Source organism: Micromonospora sp. CB01531, assembly GCF_001905095.1.
GTDB lineage: Bacteria > Actinomycetota > Actinomycetes > Mycobacteriales > Micromonosporaceae > Micromonospora.
This window is the reverse complement of the sequence record NZ_LWLS01000127.1, coordinates 102,039-119,147: the sequence shown is the minus strand read 5'-3', so window position 1 is coordinate 119,147 and position 17,109 is coordinate 102,039. Positions and strand designations below refer to the sequence as shown.

The 17,109-nt window shown below is 69.3% G+C and carries 22 protein-coding genes and 1 pseudogene; 7 read left to right on the top strand and 16 right to left on the bottom strand.

Going from position 1 to position 17,109, the window contains the following annotated elements; all coding sequences use genetic code 11:
- Positions 1 to 2 precede the first annotated feature (2 nt).
- The gene (locus A6A27_RS38505; protein WP_073839580.1) at positions 3 to 485 is read right to left on the bottom strand and encodes a MarR family winged helix-turn-helix transcriptional regulator; all 483 of its coding nucleotides are present in this window, start codon (positions 483 to 485) and stop codon (positions 3 to 5) included.
- Between the two features lie 138 nt (positions 486 to 623).
- On the opposite strand from A6A27_RS38505, the gene A6A27_RS38500 reads away from it, so the two are divergent.
- The gene (locus A6A27_RS38500) at positions 624 to 1,211 is read left to right on the top strand and encodes a DUF1684 domain-containing protein (RefSeq protein WP_073839579.1); all 588 of its coding nucleotides are present in this window, start codon (positions 624 to 626) and stop codon (positions 1,209 to 1,211) included.
- A gap of 128 nt (positions 1,212 to 1,339) precedes the next feature.
- On the opposite strand, the gene A6A27_RS38495 is transcribed toward A6A27_RS38500, so the two are convergent.
- Positions 1,340 to 1,927, bottom strand: coding sequence for a general stress protein (locus tag A6A27_RS38495; RefSeq protein WP_073839578.1), 588 nt, complete (start codon positions 1,925 to 1,927; stop codon positions 1,340 to 1,342).
- A gap of 104 nt (positions 1,928 to 2,031) precedes the next feature.
- Here A6A27_RS38495 and A6A27_RS38490 point away from each other — a divergent pair, with 104 nt between their 5' ends.
- The 6 genes and pseudogenes from A6A27_RS38490 to A6A27_RS38465 all read left to right on the top strand — a co-directional run bounded on the left by A6A27_RS38490 (position 2,032) and on the right by A6A27_RS38465 (position 7,033).
- Complete coding sequence (locus A6A27_RS38490) at positions 2,032 to 3,867, top strand: glycoside hydrolase family 15 protein (RefSeq protein ID WP_073839577.1); 1,836 nt, start codon at positions 2,032 to 2,034, stop codon at positions 3,865 to 3,867.
- Positions 3,864 to 4,643, top strand: a complete 780-nt coding sequence (locus A6A27_RS38485; protein ID WP_073839576.1) for a glucose 1-dehydrogenase — start codon at positions 3,864 to 3,866, stop codon at positions 4,641 to 4,643. The genes A6A27_RS38490 and A6A27_RS38485 overlap by 4 nt, the downstream gene beginning before the upstream one ends.
- 121 nt (positions 4,644 to 4,764) lie before the next feature.
- A pseudogene (locus A6A27_RS38480) lies at positions 4,765 to 5,112 on the top strand (metallophosphoesterase family protein); the annotation flags it as partial.
- A gap of 178 nt (positions 5,113 to 5,290) precedes the next feature.
- Positions 5,291 to 5,797 (top strand): helix-turn-helix domain-containing protein, encoded by a 507-nt coding sequence (locus A6A27_RS38475; RefSeq protein WP_083673199.1) that lies wholly within the window; start codon positions 5,291 to 5,293, stop codon positions 5,795 to 5,797.
- Positions 5,794 to 6,531 (top strand): hypothetical protein, encoded by a 738-nt coding sequence (locus tag A6A27_RS38470; protein ID WP_073839574.1) that lies wholly within the window; start codon positions 5,794 to 5,796, stop codon positions 6,529 to 6,531. Before A6A27_RS38475 ends, A6A27_RS38470 begins: the two co-directional genes overlap by 4 nt.
- 13 nt (positions 6,532 to 6,544) lie before the next feature.
- Positions 6,545 to 7,033, top strand: a complete 489-nt coding sequence (locus tag A6A27_RS38465) for a hypothetical protein (RefSeq protein ID WP_073839573.1) — start codon at positions 6,545 to 6,547, stop codon at positions 7,031 to 7,033.
- 33 nt (positions 7,034 to 7,066) lie between these two features.
- Here the strand turns inward: A6A27_RS38465 and A6A27_RS38460 are convergent, their stop codons facing one another.
- The 14 genes from A6A27_RS38460 to A6A27_RS38400 all read right to left on the bottom strand — a co-directional run bounded on the left by A6A27_RS38460 (position 7,067) and on the right by A6A27_RS38400 (position 17,107).
- A complete protein-coding gene (locus tag A6A27_RS38460) occupies positions 7,067 to 7,492 on the bottom strand; it encodes a very short patch repair endonuclease (RefSeq protein WP_073839693.1) in 426 nt (141 codons plus the stop codon).
- A gap of 72 nt (positions 7,493 to 7,564) precedes the next feature.
- Complete coding sequence (locus A6A27_RS38455; protein ID WP_241825656.1) at positions 7,565 to 8,368, bottom strand: GIY-YIG nuclease family protein; 804 nt, start codon at positions 8,366 to 8,368, stop codon at positions 7,565 to 7,567.
- Positions 8,361 to 9,551, bottom strand: a complete 1,191-nt coding sequence (locus tag A6A27_RS38450) for a DNA cytosine methyltransferase (protein ID WP_241825655.1) — start codon at positions 9,549 to 9,551, stop codon at positions 8,361 to 8,363. The genes A6A27_RS38455 and A6A27_RS38450 overlap by 8 nt, the downstream gene beginning before the upstream one ends.
- 116 nt (positions 9,552 to 9,667) lie before the next feature.
- Complete coding sequence (locus A6A27_RS44680; protein WP_158074137.1) at positions 9,668 to 9,823, bottom strand: hypothetical protein; 156 nt, start codon at positions 9,821 to 9,823, stop codon at positions 9,668 to 9,670.
- A 5-nt stretch (positions 9,824 to 9,828) separates the two neighbouring features.
- Positions 9,829 to 11,943 (bottom strand): ribonucleoside-triphosphate reductase, adenosylcobalamin-dependent, encoded by a 2,115-nt coding sequence (nrdJ, locus tag A6A27_RS38445; RefSeq protein WP_143194405.1) that lies wholly within the window; start codon positions 11,941 to 11,943, stop codon positions 9,829 to 9,831.
- Entirely contained in the window at positions 11,940 to 12,365 is a 426-nt protein-coding gene (locus tag A6A27_RS38440; protein ID WP_241825654.1) for a sigma factor-like helix-turn-helix DNA-binding protein, read from the bottom strand. Before A6A27_RS38440 ends, nrdJ begins: the two co-directional genes overlap by 4 nt.
- Positions 12,366 to 12,385: 20 nt before the next feature.
- A complete protein-coding gene (locus tag A6A27_RS38435; RefSeq protein ID WP_073839571.1) occupies positions 12,386 to 12,691 on the bottom strand; it encodes a hypothetical protein in 306 nt (101 codons plus the stop codon).
- Positions 12,688 to 13,872, bottom strand: coding sequence for a hypothetical protein (locus tag A6A27_RS38430; protein ID WP_073839570.1), 1,185 nt, complete (start codon positions 13,870 to 13,872; stop codon positions 12,688 to 12,690). The genes A6A27_RS38435 and A6A27_RS38430 overlap by 4 nt, the downstream gene beginning before the upstream one ends.
- A gap of 208 nt (positions 13,873 to 14,080) precedes the next feature.
- Complete coding sequence (locus tag A6A27_RS38420; protein WP_083673198.1) at positions 14,081 to 14,452, bottom strand: hypothetical protein; 372 nt, start codon at positions 14,450 to 14,452, stop codon at positions 14,081 to 14,083.
- The gene (locus A6A27_RS38415) at positions 14,449 to 15,069 is read right to left on the bottom strand and encodes a toprim domain-containing protein (RefSeq protein WP_443190037.1); all 621 of its coding nucleotides are present in this window, start codon (positions 15,067 to 15,069) and stop codon (positions 14,449 to 14,451) included. Before A6A27_RS38415 ends, A6A27_RS38420 begins: the two co-directional genes overlap by 4 nt.
- Positions 14,951 to 15,259, bottom strand: coding sequence for a CHC2 zinc finger domain-containing protein (locus tag A6A27_RS47870; RefSeq protein ID WP_083673211.1), 309 nt, complete (start codon positions 15,257 to 15,259; stop codon positions 14,951 to 14,953). Before A6A27_RS47870 ends, A6A27_RS38415 begins: the two co-directional genes overlap by 119 nt.
- A 74-nt stretch (positions 15,260 to 15,333) precedes the next feature.
- Positions 15,334 to 15,480, bottom strand: coding sequence for a hypothetical protein (locus tag A6A27_RS44675; protein WP_158074136.1), 147 nt, complete (start codon positions 15,478 to 15,480; stop codon positions 15,334 to 15,336).
- Positions 15,477 to 15,866 carry a hypothetical protein gene (locus A6A27_RS38405; RefSeq protein WP_073839566.1) on the bottom strand — a complete coding sequence of 130 codons (390 nt, stop codon included), beginning with the start codon at positions 15,864 to 15,866 and terminating at the stop codon, positions 15,477 to 15,479. The genes A6A27_RS44675 and A6A27_RS38405 overlap by 4 nt, the downstream gene beginning before the upstream one ends.
- Positions 15,863 to 17,107 carry a DNA cytosine methyltransferase gene (locus tag A6A27_RS38400; protein ID WP_073839565.1) on the bottom strand — a complete coding sequence of 415 codons (1,245 nt, stop codon included), beginning with the start codon at positions 17,105 to 17,107 and terminating at the stop codon, positions 15,863 to 15,865. The genes A6A27_RS38405 and A6A27_RS38400 overlap by 4 nt, the downstream gene beginning before the upstream one ends.
- Positions 17,108 to 17,109: the final 2 nt, after the last annotated feature.

Here is a 17,109-nt window from a genome sequence, read left to right as displayed (position 1 = left end):
CCTTACTTGTCGGCCGGGGTGGACGACGCGTCGCGGTCGGCGCGCAGGCGCCGGCCGAGCCGCTCGAAGACCCGGGTGAGGCAGGCGACCTCGGCGTCGTCGAGGTCGTCGATCAGGTGGGTGCGCACGGAGCGCAGGTGGTGCGGCGCGGCCTCGCGCAGCGCCAGCAGGCCGGCCGCGGTCAGCACGGCCTCGCTGCCGCGCCGGTCCTCCGGGCAGGACTGCCGGGCGACCAGGCCGCGCTTCTGCATCGAGGAGATCTGGTACGTCAGCCGGCTCGGCGAGAACACCAGCCGGCTGGCCAGCTCGCCCATCCGCAGCCGCTGCCCCGGCGCCTCGGAGAGCAGGACCAGCACGTGGTAGTCGGCGAAGGTCAGCTCGCTGTCGGCGCGCAGGTCGTCCTCGAGCTGGGTGAAGAGCCGCTGGCTCGCCTCGATGTAGGCGCGCCAGGCGGTCATCCGCTCGGGGCTCAGGCTCTCGGTCACGGCTATGACAGTAGCACTACTTCAAATTTAAACAAGTGCCGTGCAATGCGTGTGAGCAGCGCGACAGCGGGTGGTGCTGGGTAGGAGTTTGGAATTTGAACCAGCTCCGGATTCCGCTGCCCGGGCTAGGGTCGGGGGGTGGATGATCTCGACCTGCTCGACTGGCGGGAGCGGGTGGCCCGGCTCTACCTCGCCGACCTGGACCTGGCCGGGTTCCGGGCCGCCCGCGACGAACTGTTCCGCTCGCACCCGTGCAGCCCGCTGCCGGCCGCCGACCGGGCCGGCTTCCCCGGGCTGCGCTGGTTCCCGCCCGATCCGGCGGCCGTGGTCGAGGCGCCGCTGCGGCCCGCCTCGGGCACGGAGACCATCGACACCGGCGGGCCCGACGGGGTCGTCCGGTACCGCCGGGCCGCGGTGGCCGAGACCCCGTGGGGCCCGCTCACCGTGTGGTGGATCGAGGCGTACGGGGGTGGGCTGTTCGTGCCCCTGCGCGACGCCACCTGCGGCACCGAGACGTACGGCGGTGGGCGCTACCTGACCGACACGGTGAAGGGCACCTTCGGGCGCGGCCTGACCGTGCTGCCCGGCGGGCGGATCCGCCTCGACGCCAACTACCTCTACAACCCGAGCTGTGCGTACGACGACCGCTGGGCCTGCCCGCTCGCCCCGCCGGAGAACCGCCTCGACGTCCCGATCCGGGCCGGGGAACTGGCGTACCGGGCCTGACACCTGGCCCGCTGCCCGTTTCCAGCGTTGATCATGAGGTTGGCGGCGAGTTGGATCTCTAGGAGTGCCGCTAACCTCATGATCAAACCTGGCCCCGCGCGGGGGCCCTCTCCGCTGGTACCGGTCGGCTACCGGGCGGTCGCGCCGGTCGGTGTCAGGTGCATCCGGCCGAGCAACTGCCGGGCCTGGTCGGCCAGGTCGGCGTGCACGGTCACGGCGTACTGGCTGGCGCGCAGCGAACTGGCCGAGGTGAAGTCCCGCTGGCCCCCGGTCATCGCGTGGACCACCGCGCCGAACACGGCACCCCAGATCGCGCCGATCACCAACCCGACCACGATCACCGCGAGCCAGTTCCCGGCCGTGAAGATGCCGAACAGCAGGCCGATGAAGAGCCCGAACCAGGCGCCGGTCCCCGCGCCGATCAGCGCGGCCCGGCCCGTGGTCATTCGGCCCATCACCGTCTCCACCAGGGTGAGGTTGGTGCCGATGATCGCCGCGTGCTCCACCGGGAACCGGTTGTCGGCCAGATAGTCCACCACGCGCTGTGCGGACGGATAGTCCGGGTACGTGCCGATCGTGACGGTCGGTGGACCCGTCTCCGGCCCGTGGCCGTCCCCGCTCGGCGCGGCCGGTTGACCGCCCGGGCCGGACGGGAGGTTGGAGCCGCCCGGCATCCCGGGCCGCCAGGCCGGGGACGGAGTCGAGGGTCTGGTCATGAGCGTCCTCCTTCGTCAACCGCCCGGTTTCCCACCCATGACGGGCGGTAACGCCGGGGCCGTCGCCGCACATGCCGCCGGTCCAGCCGGGTAGGCAGGGAGTCGTGGAGAGCGGGCGGATAGCCGAGCACGGGTTCCTGGCGGACGGCCTCAGCGCGGCACTGGTCGACCAGGCCGGTGCGGTCAACTGGTGGTGCCCACCGCGCTTCGACGGGCCCTCCGTCTTCGGGCGGCTGCTGGACGACCGCGCCGGGCACTGGACCATTCGCCCCGAGGAGGACTTCGCCACGGAACGGTCCTACCTGGACGACACGCTCGTGCTGCGTACCGTCTTCACCACCCGGACCGGCTCCGTGGCGGTGACCGATGCGTTGGCGCTGGAGTCCGGGGCGTGCGGCCACGAGATCGGTCTGCGTTCACCGCGTGTTCTCGCCCGGCTGGTCGAGGGACTTACCGGCGAGGTCCCGATGCGGGTGCAGTACCAGCCCCGCTTCGAGTACGGGCGGGTCAGCGCGTACCTCACCGAATCCGACGGGCAGATCCAGGCCACCGCCGGCACCTGCCGGTTGAGCCTGCGGGCCAACGTTCCGCTGGACCTCGGGGACGGCGAGGCCACCGGGGGGTTCACCGCTCGTGCCGGCAGCCGCCACCATTTCACGCTCGGCCACGCCGACACCTACTCCGGCCGTCCACCCGACGTGCCCGACGCCGACCGGGTGGTGGCCGACACGGTCGCCGGGTGGCGGTCCTGGGCCGACCTGCATCGCGACCAGTACCAGGGCGAGTATCGCGAGCAGGTGCGGCGCAGCGCGTTAGTGGTGCAGGGGATGATCTACCAGCCCAGCGGCGCGGTGGTCGCCGCGGCCACCACCTCGCTCCCCGAGGAGTTGGGCGGTGACCGCAACTACGACTACCGCTTCGTCTGGGTACGCGACTTCAGCCTCACCCTCCAGGCGCTCTGGCGGGCCGCCTGTCCGGACGAGGCCAACCGGCAGTTCGCCTGGGTGTCCCGGGCCATGGGCCGGATCGGCGACGAGCCGGTGCCGATCATGTACGGCGTGCACGGGGAGCGGGACCTCACCGAACACCAGTTGGACCATCTCTCCGGGTACGCCGGCAGTCGGCCGGTCTTCATCGGGAACGACGCGTGGCGGCAGCGGCAGACCGACGTGCTCGGCGAGATCCTCGACGCCGCCTGGTTGATGCGGCACTACCTGGACCCGATGTCCCCCGAGGTACGCCAGTTGCTGCACGCCCTGGCGGATCGGGCGGTCCGGGACTGGCACCGGCCGGACGCCGGGATGTGGGAGGCGCGCGACGCCGAGCGGCACTACGTGTCGTCCAAGGTGCAGTGCTGGACCGCGCTGGACCGGGCGGTGCGCTTCGGGCGGCGGATCGGCGACGACGCCGACGTGGCCCGCTGGGCGGCGGCCCGGGACGAGGTGCGCCAAGCGGTGCTCACCCGGGGCTGGAACGACCGGCTCGGCGCGTACACCGGGGCGTTCGACTCGGACAATCTGGACGCCTCGGTGCTGATTATGCCGCTGGTCGGTTTCCTGCCGGCCGACGACCCGCGGATGCGGTCGACGATGGACGTGGTGGAGCGCCGGCTCTCCCGCGACGGCCTGCTGCGGCGCTGGGACACCGACCCGGCGGGCTTCGTGATCTGCTCGTTCTGGCTGGTCAGCTGCCTCGCCGAGGCCGGCGAGCTGGACCGGGCGCGGCGGCTGTTCGAGCAGCTCGCCGACCGGCTCAACGACCTCGGCCTGTACGCCGAGCAGATCGACCAGGCCACCGGCGAGCAGCTCGGCAACTTCCCGCAGGCCTTCTCGCACATCGGCCTGATCAACGCCGCGGGCCATATCACCGAGGCCGCCGAACGGTTCGAGCGGGAGGCCGTGCCGACCGGTACGGCGACCACGGAGGGAGCACGCGGATGACCGGACGACTGGCGGGCAAGACCGCCCTGATCACCGGCTCGGACTCGGGCATCGGCCAGGCCACCGCCATCGAGTTCGGCCGGGAGGGCGCCGACGTGGTGGTGCACTATCTCCACGACCACGCCGGGGCGAACCACACCAGGGCGGAGATCGAGAAGGCCGGCCGGCGGGCCGTGGTGGTGCAGGGCGACATCAGCGTGGAGCACCAGGTGGAGGCGATGTTCGAAGAGGCGCTGGCCGAGTTCGACACCCTGGACGTGTTGATGAACGACGCGGGTGTCGACGCCTCGGGCATTCCGGTGGCGGACCTGGACACCGAGACCTGGGACCGGTGCATCCGGACCAACCTGTACGGGATGTTCTTCTGCTGCCGCCGGTTTGTCCGGCACCGGCGTGACCAGGGCGGGCACGGGAAGATCATCAACATCACCTCGATCCACCAGGAGGTGGCCCGGGCCGGCGGCTCCGACTACGACGCCAGCAAGGGCGGCATGCTGGAGTTGGCCAAGAGCCTGGCCCTCGAGGTGGCGCCGATGCACCTGAACGTCAACAACATCGGGCCGGGAATGGTGCTCACGCCGTTCAACCAGCGGGCCATCGACGACCCGAAGTACCTGGAGGAGCAGGTGCAGAGCATCCCCTGGAAGCGGGCCGCGAAGCCGGAGGAGATCGCCAAGGTGGCGGTCTTCCTGGCCAGCGACGACGCCGACTACGTGACCGGGTCGACGTACTTCATCGACGGTGGCCTGATGCAGAACCAGGGCCAGGGCGCCTGACCCCGCCCGTCGCCCCGCCCCGCCCGCGCCGGCGATCATGAGGTTGGCGGCGGAGTGGATCTCCACGAGTGCTGCCAACCTCATGATCGACGCGGCGGGCGAGGTGGGGGAGGATCGGGGGGTGGAGCTGGTCGTTACCGCTGACACGCACGTGCCGAAGCGGGCGCGGGACCTGCCGCCGGCGCTCTGGGCGGCGATCGACGCCGCCGACGTGGTGCTGCACGCGGGGGACTGGGTGGACGTGTCGCTGCTGGACGCGATGGCGGCCCGGGCCCGCCGACTTATCGGCGTCTACGGCAACAACGACGGGCCGCCGCTGCGGGCCCGGCTGCCCGAGGTGGCCCGGGTCGAACTGGCCGGGCTGCGGGTGGCGGTGGTGCACGAGACCGGGCCGAAGACCCGCCGGGAGGAGCGCTGCGCGGCCGCCTACCCCGACTGCGATCTGCTCGTCTTCGGGCAGCACAACATGCACTAACCCGCAATAAGTAACGGCCCCGGCAGGTGCGCCAACACCTGTGCTCCGGGGCCTTGACCGGGAATGAGGCCCGATCCATGAACGAGTCTACCCACGCGCGCCTTGTCTTGGCGTACGTCGGGCCCGTGTCCGGGCTCGCCGCCTATCTGCGCTCCCTCCTCGGGGGTGCCCGATGAGCATGGCTGTCAAGCAGGCCCTGCTGGACTCGGCTGACCTCGGCAAGAACGAGCGCCTGGTCCTGCTGACCCTGGCCGCCCACGCCAACGAGAACGGCGACGCCTGGCCGAGCGTGGCCACCATCGCCCGCTACGTCGGGTGCTCCGAGCGGACCGTTCAGCGGGCCCTCGCCAAGCTGGTCGAGCTGGGCCGCATCGCCGTCCGTCAGGTCGCTCGCATCGCCACTCGGGTCTACCGGTTCGTCACCCAGGGGGTGACAGATCAGGCCGAGGGGGTGACAAACCAGGGGCAGGGGGGTGACAGCCAGCGTGTCACCCGAAGTGAAGACCATCCGAAGAACAAGAAGAAGACCTGGCGCGACTGGCTACCGAAGAACCACCCCGATCGGCGAGGAGCTGCGCTCCCGCCTGCCCGAGGAAGTGACCAGTGCTCGAAGCACCGGGGATCTCTCGCCAGCAACTGCGGCCCTTGCCGCTCCGAGCGACTGGGGGTGTTGGCATGAGCAAGCCGCAGCGTCTGGAGAGTCTCGCCCTGGTCAGCATCGTGCTGGTGGTCGGTGGCGGTGCCGGGTGGGCCAGCTTCAACCACGTCCACGACTTCACCATGGGGAACAGCCCGGTCGGCACGCCCGACGCCTTCGGCTGGGTCAACGCCTGCGTCTCGGAGCTGGTGCCGATCGCCTCGCTCCTCGAGATCCGTCGCCGGGCCCGCAACGGCAAGCGGTTGACGGCACCCGTGGTCGCCCTCGTGGCGGCGGTGGCGTTCAGCCTCACCGCTCAGCTCGCCGTCGCCACGCCCACCTTCTTCGGCTGGCTGGTGTCGGCCGCCCCGGCGCTGGCGTTCCTCGGCCTCGGCAAGATGGTGCTGTCTGGCGTCACCGCCAAGCGGCCGGACCCGGTGGTGGAGGAGCCGCCCGTCGTCACGCCGCCGCCTGCTGACGTCACGCCCGTCATCGAGACGGTGCCCGACCCGAAGGTTGACGTCACGCCCGAGCCGGTTGACGTCAAGCCTGCCGCCACCCGTCACCCCGTCCGCCGCGTCCGGCCGAAGGTGCTGACGAACGCCGCCAAGGTCGAGGCTGCCGCCATCGAGCTGGGACCTGACGCCAAGCCCGCACAGATCGCCGCCAAGGCTGGCGTCAGCGAGTCGACCGCCCGCCGCTACATGCCCAGGAGCAAGCCCGAGGTGGCGTCACCATCCGGCGCGCTGCCTGCCCAGATGCTGCTGACTGCGTGAGAGGATGACGCCCGTGAACGACGAGCTGCGGAGGATCGCCAAGCAGATCGCTGACGCCGCGCCGCCACTCACCGACGACCAGAAGACCCGACTGATCCACCTGTTCGCCGTCAAGGAGCCTGCCGTCATGGACGCCGCCACCAAGCAAGCCTGGCAGATCATCCAGGAGTCGCCGACCCTCGGCGCTGGCCTCGTGCGCCGGGTACGCCAGGCGTTCGGTCACGACCTTGACGTCATGAAGGAGGGGCAGACCTGGATCGTGGTGGTGCACTATGCCGCCACCCCGGCCAGCCCGCACGCCGAGCCTGACGGCCCGATGCCCGATGAGGTGAAGGGCCGCCTGATCTCCGCTGGGGTGCACGGCGACCGCACCACGCTGACGGCAGAGGTGGTGGCCGACAACAAGCCGGTGGCCGAGCGCATCGCTCTCGGTGTCGTCCGGTGGTGGGCGCACATCTACGGGCTGCCCGAGCCCAGCCGGGTGCACGTCATGGACAACTGAAGCAATCGCTCAGATCCTCGCCGGCAGTAACCGTCATACGTCGCGCCGACGGCGGACAGCATCGTTGATAAGATCCGCCGCCGCACTGAGATCCTCGTGCTCCCAGACGGAGATCAACAACCATCCCGCCTCTGCCAGGGCCTTGCTATTCTTTTGATCTCGCGCGATGTTGCGGGCCACTTTTGCGACCCAGTATTCGCTATTGGCAGTCGGTTGACGGTAGTGCAAAGGGCAGCCATGCCAAAAGCATCCCCGCACTTCTACGGCTACCCGAGCGGGCCGGAATACGATGTCTGCTTTCATCCGCAAGTCCGGCAACGGTTGAGCGCAGACCCGGTACCGGAGTCCTTTGGCGTGCAGGGCGCGACGAAGCACGAGTTCAGGCTTGGTGTCACGGCTTCGGTTCGATCGCATCGACCGCCGCACCGCAGGGTTCGAGGCCCACGACTTGTCTGACACGACGCCCACAGTACGGGGGCAGTGTGCAACTGCCAGCGTTCCAGGGCCGGTGGGTGCGTGCCTGGACCGCCCTTAGTCGTCTTCCCCGTCGCCCATGTCGTCCTCGTCTGTCCGCCCGTGCGGGTCGGAGCGCTCGTATAGCAGGCTGCCGACGAGGCGGGTGATGTCGATCGCGGAGGGGTCAGGTGCGGCCCTGCCCTCGACGTATGCGAGGCGGACCGCCGAGATGTAGGCCAGCCGGATTGCCTGGATGACCAGTACTCGGCGTAGCCCGTCCGACACCTCGCCCCGCTCGTGTGCGACGGCGGCAAGCCGGGAGATTGTCTCAGCTCGGCGTGCGATTCGCACGTCAGGGTGTCCCCGCTCGGCCCGCGTCTCTTCACTGATCAACGGGAACCGCCGCGAGGGCGGCAGATCAGTCGTTGGGGACAGCGGAGGAATCTTCTCGTTGAGGATCGCCTGGAACCGGCTTGCCGCGATCGCTTTCAGATAGGCCGTGTACTCGACCGTGTCGAGCCGCGCCTGCGCCGCTTTGAACCCGTCCGGATCGCGCTTCTTGGTGACGTTGTCGAACTCCCAGAGCGGCCATAGTTCCATCTCGGCCACCTCGAACACGTCGAGGATCCTCATCGCCACGGCGTCGGTGCGCTGGTTCGTCAGGTGTCGTCGAACACGCGTCCGCAGCTGTTCGTTCGTCTGCCCGACGTAGATGGGCTCCCCGTCGTAGTCGAAGAACGCGTAGCACCCCCACCGGGCGTCGGCCCACTTACGGCCCTCATCATCCAGCGCGGAAAGCGCCTGGTCGAGCAGACGCCGGAAATCGCGGACGGACGTCGCTGGCAGTTGATTCTTTGCCGGCCGCTTCGGCTCAGCCATTGACGACTGCCAGCTGTGGCGCAGCCGTGGCCTGCATCTCTCCTCGCACCAGTGGCATTAGGTAGTGCTCGGCCAGCCACGACACCACAGGCACGCATACCGCGTCACCGAACCCGAACAGTGCCTGGTTGCGGCGCGTGCCGCTCATCCGGTAGTCCCCCGCGCCCATGAGCCGGGCGTACTCCAACGCGGTCATCCACCTGACCCGCACGCTGCCGTTGCCGGCCTCAACGAGTGCCTGCTTGGAGGAGCCGCCGCGCGCAGTCCGCAGGCAGCCGGAGATGTCGTCGGGGCGGATCTCCCAGACCGGCACGCCGTTGCGTGTCCGCCGGTAGGCCGTCCGGTATGAGACCTTCCGCTGCCCGCGCAGCTTCTCAAGGCGCTCGGCCTGGATAGGCGACAGCGAGGAGACGAACGCATCCCGCCGCTTGTCGTCCCACCAGAGGTCGTCGGACACCTTCTCAACGAGCGACGAGAGACCGGCCGTGAGCGGAGCTGGAGGCGCAGGCAGCGCCGCTCGGTGGGTCCTCAACGTTGGGTCGCCGAACGGAGCCTGTAGCCAGTCCGGGCGAAGCTCACTGTTGGGCACGGGCTCGTCTTGCGGGGGGTTCATCGCACCGACAACGAACATGCGTGGCCGCGACTGCGGGACAAAGCGCCTGGCATCCAGCGTCAGCACGTCTGCCGAGTAGCCGAGGCGGTTAAGCTCACGGATCGCCGTCGCCAGGTCCTCCCCGCCATGGCTGGTGGCAAAGCCCACGACGTTCTCCAACGCCACAACTGACGGTCGGCTCTCGCCCATCTCGTCCAGGATGCGTGTGAAGTGCCAGAAGGTGGAGGACTCGCTTCCGCTGAGGCCGCGACGCCATCCGGCCAACGATAGGTCCGTGCAGGGGAACGACGCCCACGCGAGATCGAGCCCGGCAGGCATGTCGCTGCCCTTGACCTCGGCGACGTCGTGAGGATCGAGGACGTGGTCCTCTCCTTCACCGAAGTGCCCCGCGTACATGTCCCGCTTGTCGCGTTCGATGTCGTTCGACCAGGCCACCCTGAAGCCTGCCGACTCCAGCCCGAGGCGGACGAGACCGATCCCGGCGAAGAACTCGGCTGCCGTGAGCCCGGAGCCGCGCGAGCCTGCGGAGGAACCGGTGGGGACAGAGGTCAGTCTTGGAGCGATCTTCACCCTCGCGACCCTAAGGCAAATCCCGCCGCAGGTCGATTCCGCCCGACGGGTGTCGCCAGGGTGTCGCGCTTACGTGTGGTACGGACAACTGAGCCGACACGAAAAGGGCCCCCAGCTCAACGCCGGGGGCCCTCTTCGTTGCGGGGTAGCCGAGCCTCGCGGGCGGCGATCCGTTCGAGCACCGGGGCCAGCTCGTGCCCCAGCTTCAGCGCCAGGCCGACCGTCCGGGCGTACCGCGTGTAGACCACGTAGACACCCGGACGGTCGGCCATGTCACCTATCGAATAGGGCAGGCACCCGACGCGCAATCCTCATCGGTGCTGTCCTCGACGAGGGTGGCCTGCGCCGCCTCGTACTGCGCCTGGCTGATCTTCTCGTACGGGGCCTGCGGCCGACTGCCGTTGGTCGGCATGATGGTCGTGCCCTTGAGCATCGGCAGCCAGGACTCGATCACGTCGGCGACCTCCTGGGGGTCGAGCCCCGCCGGCACGTTGGCCGTGAAGCTGACCGCGTTGTCGGCGTACTCCTGCTGGTACATCTGCTGGAAGGCCAGCATGGCGTTGAGCGGGATCTCGTCCGCCGTCTGCACCAGGTCGGCGGCCTCCCACTCGTCGTAGCCCAGGCCCTCGACCTGCTCAAGCAGCAGATCCTTGGTCGGGAACTCGACCACCATGGTGTTGCCGCTCTGGTCGTAGACGCAGGTCTCGACGTTGAAGCCCTGCCCGCGGAACTCCTCCACCTTCGCCGCCTGCTCGGGGTCGGCCATGCTGAAGCGGACCCGGCGGATGAAGTACCTGAACAGAACCGGGTGCACGCCCTCGGTGGTGCCGGGCAGCTTCGCGATCGTGCCGGTGGGCGCCACGGTGGTGCACTTGACCGGCTCGGGGATGCGCAGCTCGAACGCCGCCTGCCGGGCGGCAGCCCGCACCACCTGGCGCATCTCCCGCAGCTCCTTGCGGAGCCGACCGATCAGCGGCACCTTGCCGTAGGGGTAGCCCCGCTTGGCGTAGAACGCCTGCACCCCGAGGTGGCCGACACCGATGCGCCGGTTGGCCGCCAGCTTGGCCGCCTGCTTCGGGTCGTTGACGTCGCCGAAGGTGGCCCGCACCAGGAAGCGCGCCATCAGCTTGTGCGCCTCGTCCAGGCCGAGCCAGTCGACCGGCCCGCCGCGACGCTTGGGGGCGAAGGCGTCCAGGTTGATGTGGCCGAGGTTGCAGTTCTCCCACGCCTCCAGGGCGATCTCACCGCAGGGGTTGGTGGCGATGACCTCGTTGACCTCGCCCTCGTTGGACAGGCTGCTGTTCCAGTAGCCGGGCTCGCCGTTCTCCAGCATCCCCTGCACCACCTGCTGGTGGACGCGCTTCGCGTGGTCGGCCGAGGCACCGTCGCCCTTCTTGGCCAGCTCGTGGAAGAACGCGGTATCCACCTCGACGGAGCAGTTGGTCGTCCAGTGCTTGCCGGTGTCCTGCTTGCAGGCCAGGAACTCGAAGATGTACGGGTCGTCCCAGCGGACGATCGCCATGCGGGCGGACCGTCGGTTGCCGCCCGACACCACGCACTCGGCGATGGCGTGGTCGATCTCCATGGCCTGGAGCGGGGTGAGGTGCGGCTCCTGGGCGGCGTTGATGGTGCCGCACAGGTACGCCTCGTTCATCACCGAGGCGATCTCCTGCATCATGCGGGCGAACGGGGCCGGGCCCGAGGCGGTGCCGCCGAAGGTCTTGAGTCGGCTGCCCTTGGGCCGGACGCGGCTCACGTCGTAGACCCGGTTGGCGTGCAGCACCTCGTCGTCGGTCATGAAGGTGTCGAGCAGGTCGACCAGGGCGTCGGACCACCCCTCGCGGGAGTCCTCGACCTCGAAGCTGCCGTCCCAGTCGGAGTCGTACTGCTCGGAGAGCAGCCCGGCCTCGGTCATGTCCTCGTAGTCGGCGTGCGCCGGGTCGCACACGATGTGCACGTTGAGCTGCCGACGCGGCGTGCCGTACGGCTCCAGGAAGCGGGAGCTGTAGTTGGCGCCCACGCCGCCACCCTCCATCAGCCGGAGGAAGCTGAACTCGAAGTGGTCGCTCAGCTTCTCGCCCCAGCCGGAGACGTGGCAGTTGAACAGGTACTGGCGACCCTTCACGCCCGAGGCCCACAGGTGGCGGCCGGCGGGGATGATGGCGAACCGCAGCATGTAGCGGCGCAGCCGCTGGTACTCCTCGCGCACCTCCTCGGACCAGGTCTCCACCGGCCCGTAGGCCAGCGAGAGGTTGCCGACGCAGACCCGCTCGACCGTCTCCGGCCAGGTCTCCTTGCTGCCGTCCGGCTTGGTGCGGGAGTAGGTGCGGTTGTAGACGACCTCGCCGGTCGGGCCGAAGGTGTGCTCGGGGGTCAGGTTAAGCTTGATCACGGGGTGTTGCTCTCCTCGCTGTCACTTTCACATTCGTCACCGTTGAGGTGCGCCACCAGCCGCCCGACTCCACGGGAGATCCGCTCCTCGGCGGACTGCTTGGTGATGCCCTCGTGCAGCCCGATCTCGCGCTGCGTCAAGCCCAGGCCGTAGCGCATGAACACCGCCCGGCGCTCCTTCAACGTGAGCTGCCCGTGCCGCCAGGCGGCGTGGATGTCGGCCAGGTGGGCGTAGTGGGTGTTGCCCCTCTTCGGGTTGGTCGTCGCCTTGCGCCCCGAGGGGTCGCAGCAGGCACAGTCCTCGCGAGGCGAGCCGTCCCGGCGGGCGTGGACCGAGCAGCCGGTCACCGGTCGGGGAGCCTCGGGGTTCTCCATGCCGTAGGCGTAGTCGGAGTCCCAGACCCCTGGCAGAAGCTGCTCCACCAGGGGCCTGTCGTAGCGACTCACTCGCTGGCCTCGCGCACCGCCTCGTAGGAGTGGGTGCGGATGGCCCGCTTGGCGAGGGGGGTGACCTTGTTGATCAGGTCCATCAGCAGGTCGTGGTACAGCCCGCCCAGTCCGTCCGGCCCCTCCACGTACCGGCGAACCCGCTCCCCGTGGGTGGCCAGCAGGATCAGCGCCTCCTGGTGCAGGTCGTCCTTGTCGACGAGGCCGCTCACACTTTCATAATCGGATGCGACCTTGGCCGCCGCCTTGCGGGCGACTCCCTCGACGCCGGGGATCTCCAGCACAGTCCAGTCCGCGCTCACCGAACCACCTCCTTGATGTCCGTACGTCCGTCCTTGGTGACCGCCACGATCAGTCCCGGCGCACCCGTCGTGCCCTTCCTGTGCCGCCACCAGGTCGACTCGCTCTCCATCGCCGGCGGCTGGATGAAGGTGCGGGGCCCGTCGCTGTCGACGTGCTCGTGGTGCAGGTGGCCTGCCAGGAGCAGGTCCGCCTGGTGCATCGCGCTGGCCTTGTTGAACGCCTGCCCCTTCCACCAGTCGAAGTGCTTGCCTGGGCGCCACTGGTGGCCGTGGGCGTGGGCGACCACCGTCCCGGCTACGTCCAGCACCACGGTCAGCTCGTCCGTCTGCGGGACGAAGAACTCGACGTGGCGGAACGCCTCGGGGTTGAGGCTGGCCGCGTCGGCGACCGCGATCAGGGACTCGGTGTCGTGGCTGTCGTCGTACCGGGTGATCCCCTTGCCCGCGAACCGCACCGCCTCGCCGTGGTTGCCGGGCACCGCGGCCATCGTCAGCCGCTCGGCCAGCGGGGCGAAGGTGGTCAGCGCGTGGAGCATCACCCGCCGGGTCAGCCGGATCTGTTCGTTCAGGGTCAGCGGGGTGCGCCACACGTTGGCCCCGCCCTGCGACTGGAAGCCCTCGATGTGGTCACCCAGCCAGGCGATGTGCACGTGCCCGATGTCGAACCGCTCGCGGTAGGCGTACAGCAGGTCGGCCGCCTTGTTCAGGCAGTCGACCGTCCGGGCCAGCGTGCCCTCCACGCCGTCGCCGTCGATCTTCCCGAACTGCATGTCGCCGAGCGAGACGATGAAGCCGTGGTCACCCTGCGGCCGGACGTAGCTCGGCATGTAGGTCTTGATCTCGGCGACCAGCTCGTCGAGGTTCGGGCGCTCGGCTTCGGCCGAGCCCTGCCGGGCGAAGGTGAAGCGGGTGCTGGTCCCGACATCACCGTTGGCCATCGTCCACTCCGAGGAGCGGAAGCCGGTGGCGACCCAGGCCGCAGGGTCGAGGCCCTGGGCCCGCAGGTGGGCGACCGCAGCTTCCTCGGTCACCTCATCCTGCGGACCCCGCACCGTCACCGCAGCGACGTCGCCCGTGACCTCGACCTGCTTGGTGAAGTCGCGCTCAGGGTTGGTCTTCCTGGCCGGGATCTCGGGCCCGACCGGCTTGTCGAGCAGCTCCTTCAGCAGGTCATCGCTCAAAGTAACACGTCCTCGCGTCGTTGAAGGGATCGTCTGTACGTGCGGATGGTGCTCGCGGAGACCGGGGTACCAGCCCTGGTGAACCAGTCGGCCAGCCACTCCGCGCTCGTCTCGCCGAACAGGTGAGACCGGAGCACCGGTCGCCACGCCTCGGGCAGGGCATCCCATGCCGCCTTCAGCCTGGGCCCCGGCTTGCCGGGCAGCTCGCTCACGCCAGGCCCCGCGCCCGCCGGCTGGACTGCACGGCGGCCACCGCGACGGCGGCGACCTGGACCAGCTCGGCCTCACGCTTGGCCGGATCGGTCTCGGACAGCGCCTCGTAGACCTCCTCCAGCAGGATGCCGTCCCAGGCCAGCGCGCCGTTCTCGTTGCGGTAGCCGTTGGTGACCTTCCACTGCTCGGCGTCGTGCCGGTAGTTGTCCACGTAGATCCACTCCATGCCCTGCGCCGGGAGCATCGGGTGGTCCTGCGTGCCCCACTGGGCGTCCTGGGCGTACCGCTCGGAGCGGACCTCCCGCAGCACGTCGTTGATGTCGTTGAAGGTCTTGATCGCGGCGGCGTTGGTCTCGTCGATGATCACTGGTTGGGCTTCCCCTCTCGAAGGATGTCCAGCAGGGCCTGCTCCCCGCCTGCCATGTAGGTGTCGGTCACGTCTCCGTCGCGCAGCCGCAGACCCTTGGCCTGCCGCAGAGCGCGGCTGATCTTGTTGGTGAACTTGGCGCCCGCGTCGTCCGGGTCTCCCCAGACCCAGATCCGCGAGAAGCCGGCGAGCATCCGTCGGTGCCGGGACTTGAAGTTGTCCGACCCGGGGAAGGCCACCGCGGGCAGCCCGATCTTGTTGAGGATGACGGCGTCGAACTCGCCCTCCGTCACGTGCAGCTCGTCGCCAGCGCGGAAGATCGCGCCGATGTTGAAGCAGCGCGCCTGCTCGCCCTCGATGGTGTTGTACTTGCCGTGCCAGAAGTCCCGGCACTTGTGCTCCTCCAGGCAGCGGAACCGGATGCTCAGCGCCTGGCCGTGCTTGTCGAGGTAGGGGATGGCGAGCATCCCCCGGTACTTGGAGTGGCCCGGGTAGGGGTCACTTACGACGCCAAGCCGGTACGTATCCGCCTCCTGCTTTTCGATCCCCCGACCGAGCAGGTACCTTGCGACGTCCGCCGTAAGCTGACCCTGATACGCCGCTGTCGCTTCCTCCAGCGCCTCCCGCTGCGAGGTGGAGAGAGGCCGCAAGGGCTCGCGCTCCGACATAGTTGATCCCCTCCTTCTCCATGAGCAGTGCGTAGCTGTCCCCACCCTTGCCGCAGGAGTGGCAGTTCCACAGCTCGCGGTCCGTGTCGATCGACATCGACGGCGTCCTGTCCTCGTCCTGGAGCGGACAGCGCACCATCTGCCGCACCTTGTAAGGGTGGTACTGGACTCCATAGTGGTCGAGTACCGCCGTGAGGGCAGGCCGCTCCTCGGTCACTCCCGCTTCACCCCCAGCTCCACCTCGACGTCGCGGATCTTGTTCGAGCCCCAGTACTCCTCGCCCCGCGCCTCGGCTTCCCGCTCCGCGTCGGCGATGAAGTCGACCAGGGCCTTGCGCTCCTGGTTGGTCAGCCGCCTCACGGCTCCACCAGCCCGAAGATGTGCTCGACCGTGGTCAGCACGTACGCCTTGCGCCAGCCGTGACCGCGCCGCTTGACGACGGCGACGGGCAGGATGGTCGCGGGGTCCAGGCCCCGGTGCTTGGCGTAGTTCTTCCACTCGGCCTCGGCCTCCTTGACGAAGGTCGACGGCTCGAACTTGGCCGCGTTCTTCTGCTCGACGAGGATGATCGCCGGGTTGAAGAAGCCCTTCGGGTCCTTCACCACCGTGTCGCCCTCGTCTTCCTTGCCTGCCAGGGCCAGGGTCTCGACGTCGAAGCCCTCGCCCCGCATGCCCTCGCGGAAGTCGGTCTGCCACTGCGCGCCCTTGCGCCGGTTGGCCTTGTTGCGCTTCGCTACTTCGCTCACAGTAACACGTCCTCCGTTGCGGATCTCAATACAGCCAGCGCGAGCAGGGGAGGCACAGCGTTGCCGACCTGCAAGAACTGCTTCGACATGCACCCCTGAAAGGGGAAGTCAGCAGGGAAGGTCTGGAGGGCGGCGGCCTCACCGACCGTCATCTTGCGCACCTCCGCGCCCCGCTCCCACGTGACCGTGTTCGTGCGCTTGCCGAAGAACAGAGTCCCGGCAGGCTGGTTGGCGTCCCGCACGCACGCCTTCGCCTGGTTGCCGTTGCGCAGCGCCCACACGAAACCACCCGGCTCGTTGCGGCCGGCGGAAGCGCGGATCGTGAAGGAGGGGGCGTTGACCGAACGACCCGGCCGCTCGCCGTACCGCTCGACCATGCCCGCACCCATCCGCTTCACCGCACCCGCCGGGCTGAAGTGCGACCAGGACCGCGCCTTGCTGGTGATGACGGGCGCCGGGCGGTTGCCCGAGCGCAGGTCGCGCTGCCGGTAGGCCACGCCGTTGAGCACGACGGGGATGTCGTCCTTGCCTTCCTGGACCCGGCGGGGGAAGCCGACGTACGCCTCGTCGATCCAGTCCAGCGCCTCGGCCATGCTGACCCAGGGCTCGACGTCAGTGTCCAGCTTCTCCGGGGTGTGGCCGTAGTAGCGGGAGTGCGTGGCCTTCGGCAGGGCCGCCGGCTTTCCGTCGCGCCGGGCCACCAGGATCGCCCGCTTGCGGGTCTGCGGTACCCCGAACTGCTCGGCGTTCAGGTTGCCCGTCACCACCGAGTAGCCCGCGGTGCGCAGCACCTCAGCGCACGCCTCCCACACAGGCAGGACGGTGGGCACCTGCTCCCACGCCACGTAGGTGGGCATGGAAGACAGGACCACCCGCAACGGCTCCAGCACCAGGGCGGTGCGCTCGTCGCCGGTCGACGCGGTCAGCTCCTCGTAGGTGGGCCGGAGGCCGGCGGCGTACTGGGCGACGCCAGCCAGCACCGCGTCGAGCGCCTCCCGACCAGCTCCCCGGCCAGCCATGCTGAAGGTCTGGCACGGCGGGCTGGCGATCAGCACGTCGTACTCACCTGGTGCCGGGTCGACGTAGCGGACGTCGTCGGCGATCGTCCGCAGCCCGGCCGCAGCGCGGGTGGCCTTGGCCTCGGGCATGATCTCCACGCCGTCGACCTGCCAGCCCAACGCCTCGGCCGCCACGTCCCAGCCACCCGCACCCGCGAACAGGTCGAGCGCCTTCTTGCTCACAG

Bases quoted from the DNA above. Each gene is read 5' to 3' on its own strand.
- A6A27_RS38495 (WP_073839578.1), bottom strand. From the start codon at position 1,927: ATGACCAGACCCTCGACTCCGTCCCCGGCCTGGCGGCCCGGGATGCCG.
- A6A27_RS38485 (WP_073839576.1), top strand. From the start codon at position 3,864: ATGACCGGACGACTGGCGGGCAAGACCGCCCTGATCACCGGCTCGGAC.
- A6A27_RS38475 (WP_083673199.1), top strand. From the start codon at position 5,291: ATGAGCATGGCTGTCAAGCAGGCCCTGCTGGACTCGGCTGACCTCGGC.
- A6A27_RS38470 (WP_073839574.1), top strand. From the start codon at position 5,794: ATGAGCAAGCCGCAGCGTCTGGAGAGTCTCGCCCTGGTCAGCATCGTG.
- A6A27_RS38455 (WP_241825656.1), bottom strand. From the start codon at position 8,368: ATGGCTGAGCCGAAGCGGCCGGCAAAGAATCAACTGCCAGCGACGTCC.
- A6A27_RS44680 (WP_158074137.1), bottom strand. From the start codon at position 9,823: ATGGCCGACCGTCCGGGTGTCTACGTGGTCTACACGCGGTACGCCCGG.
- A6A27_RS47870 (WP_083673211.1), bottom strand. From the start codon at position 15,259: ATGGTGCGCTGTCCGCTCCAGGACGAGGACAGGACGCCGTCGATGTCG.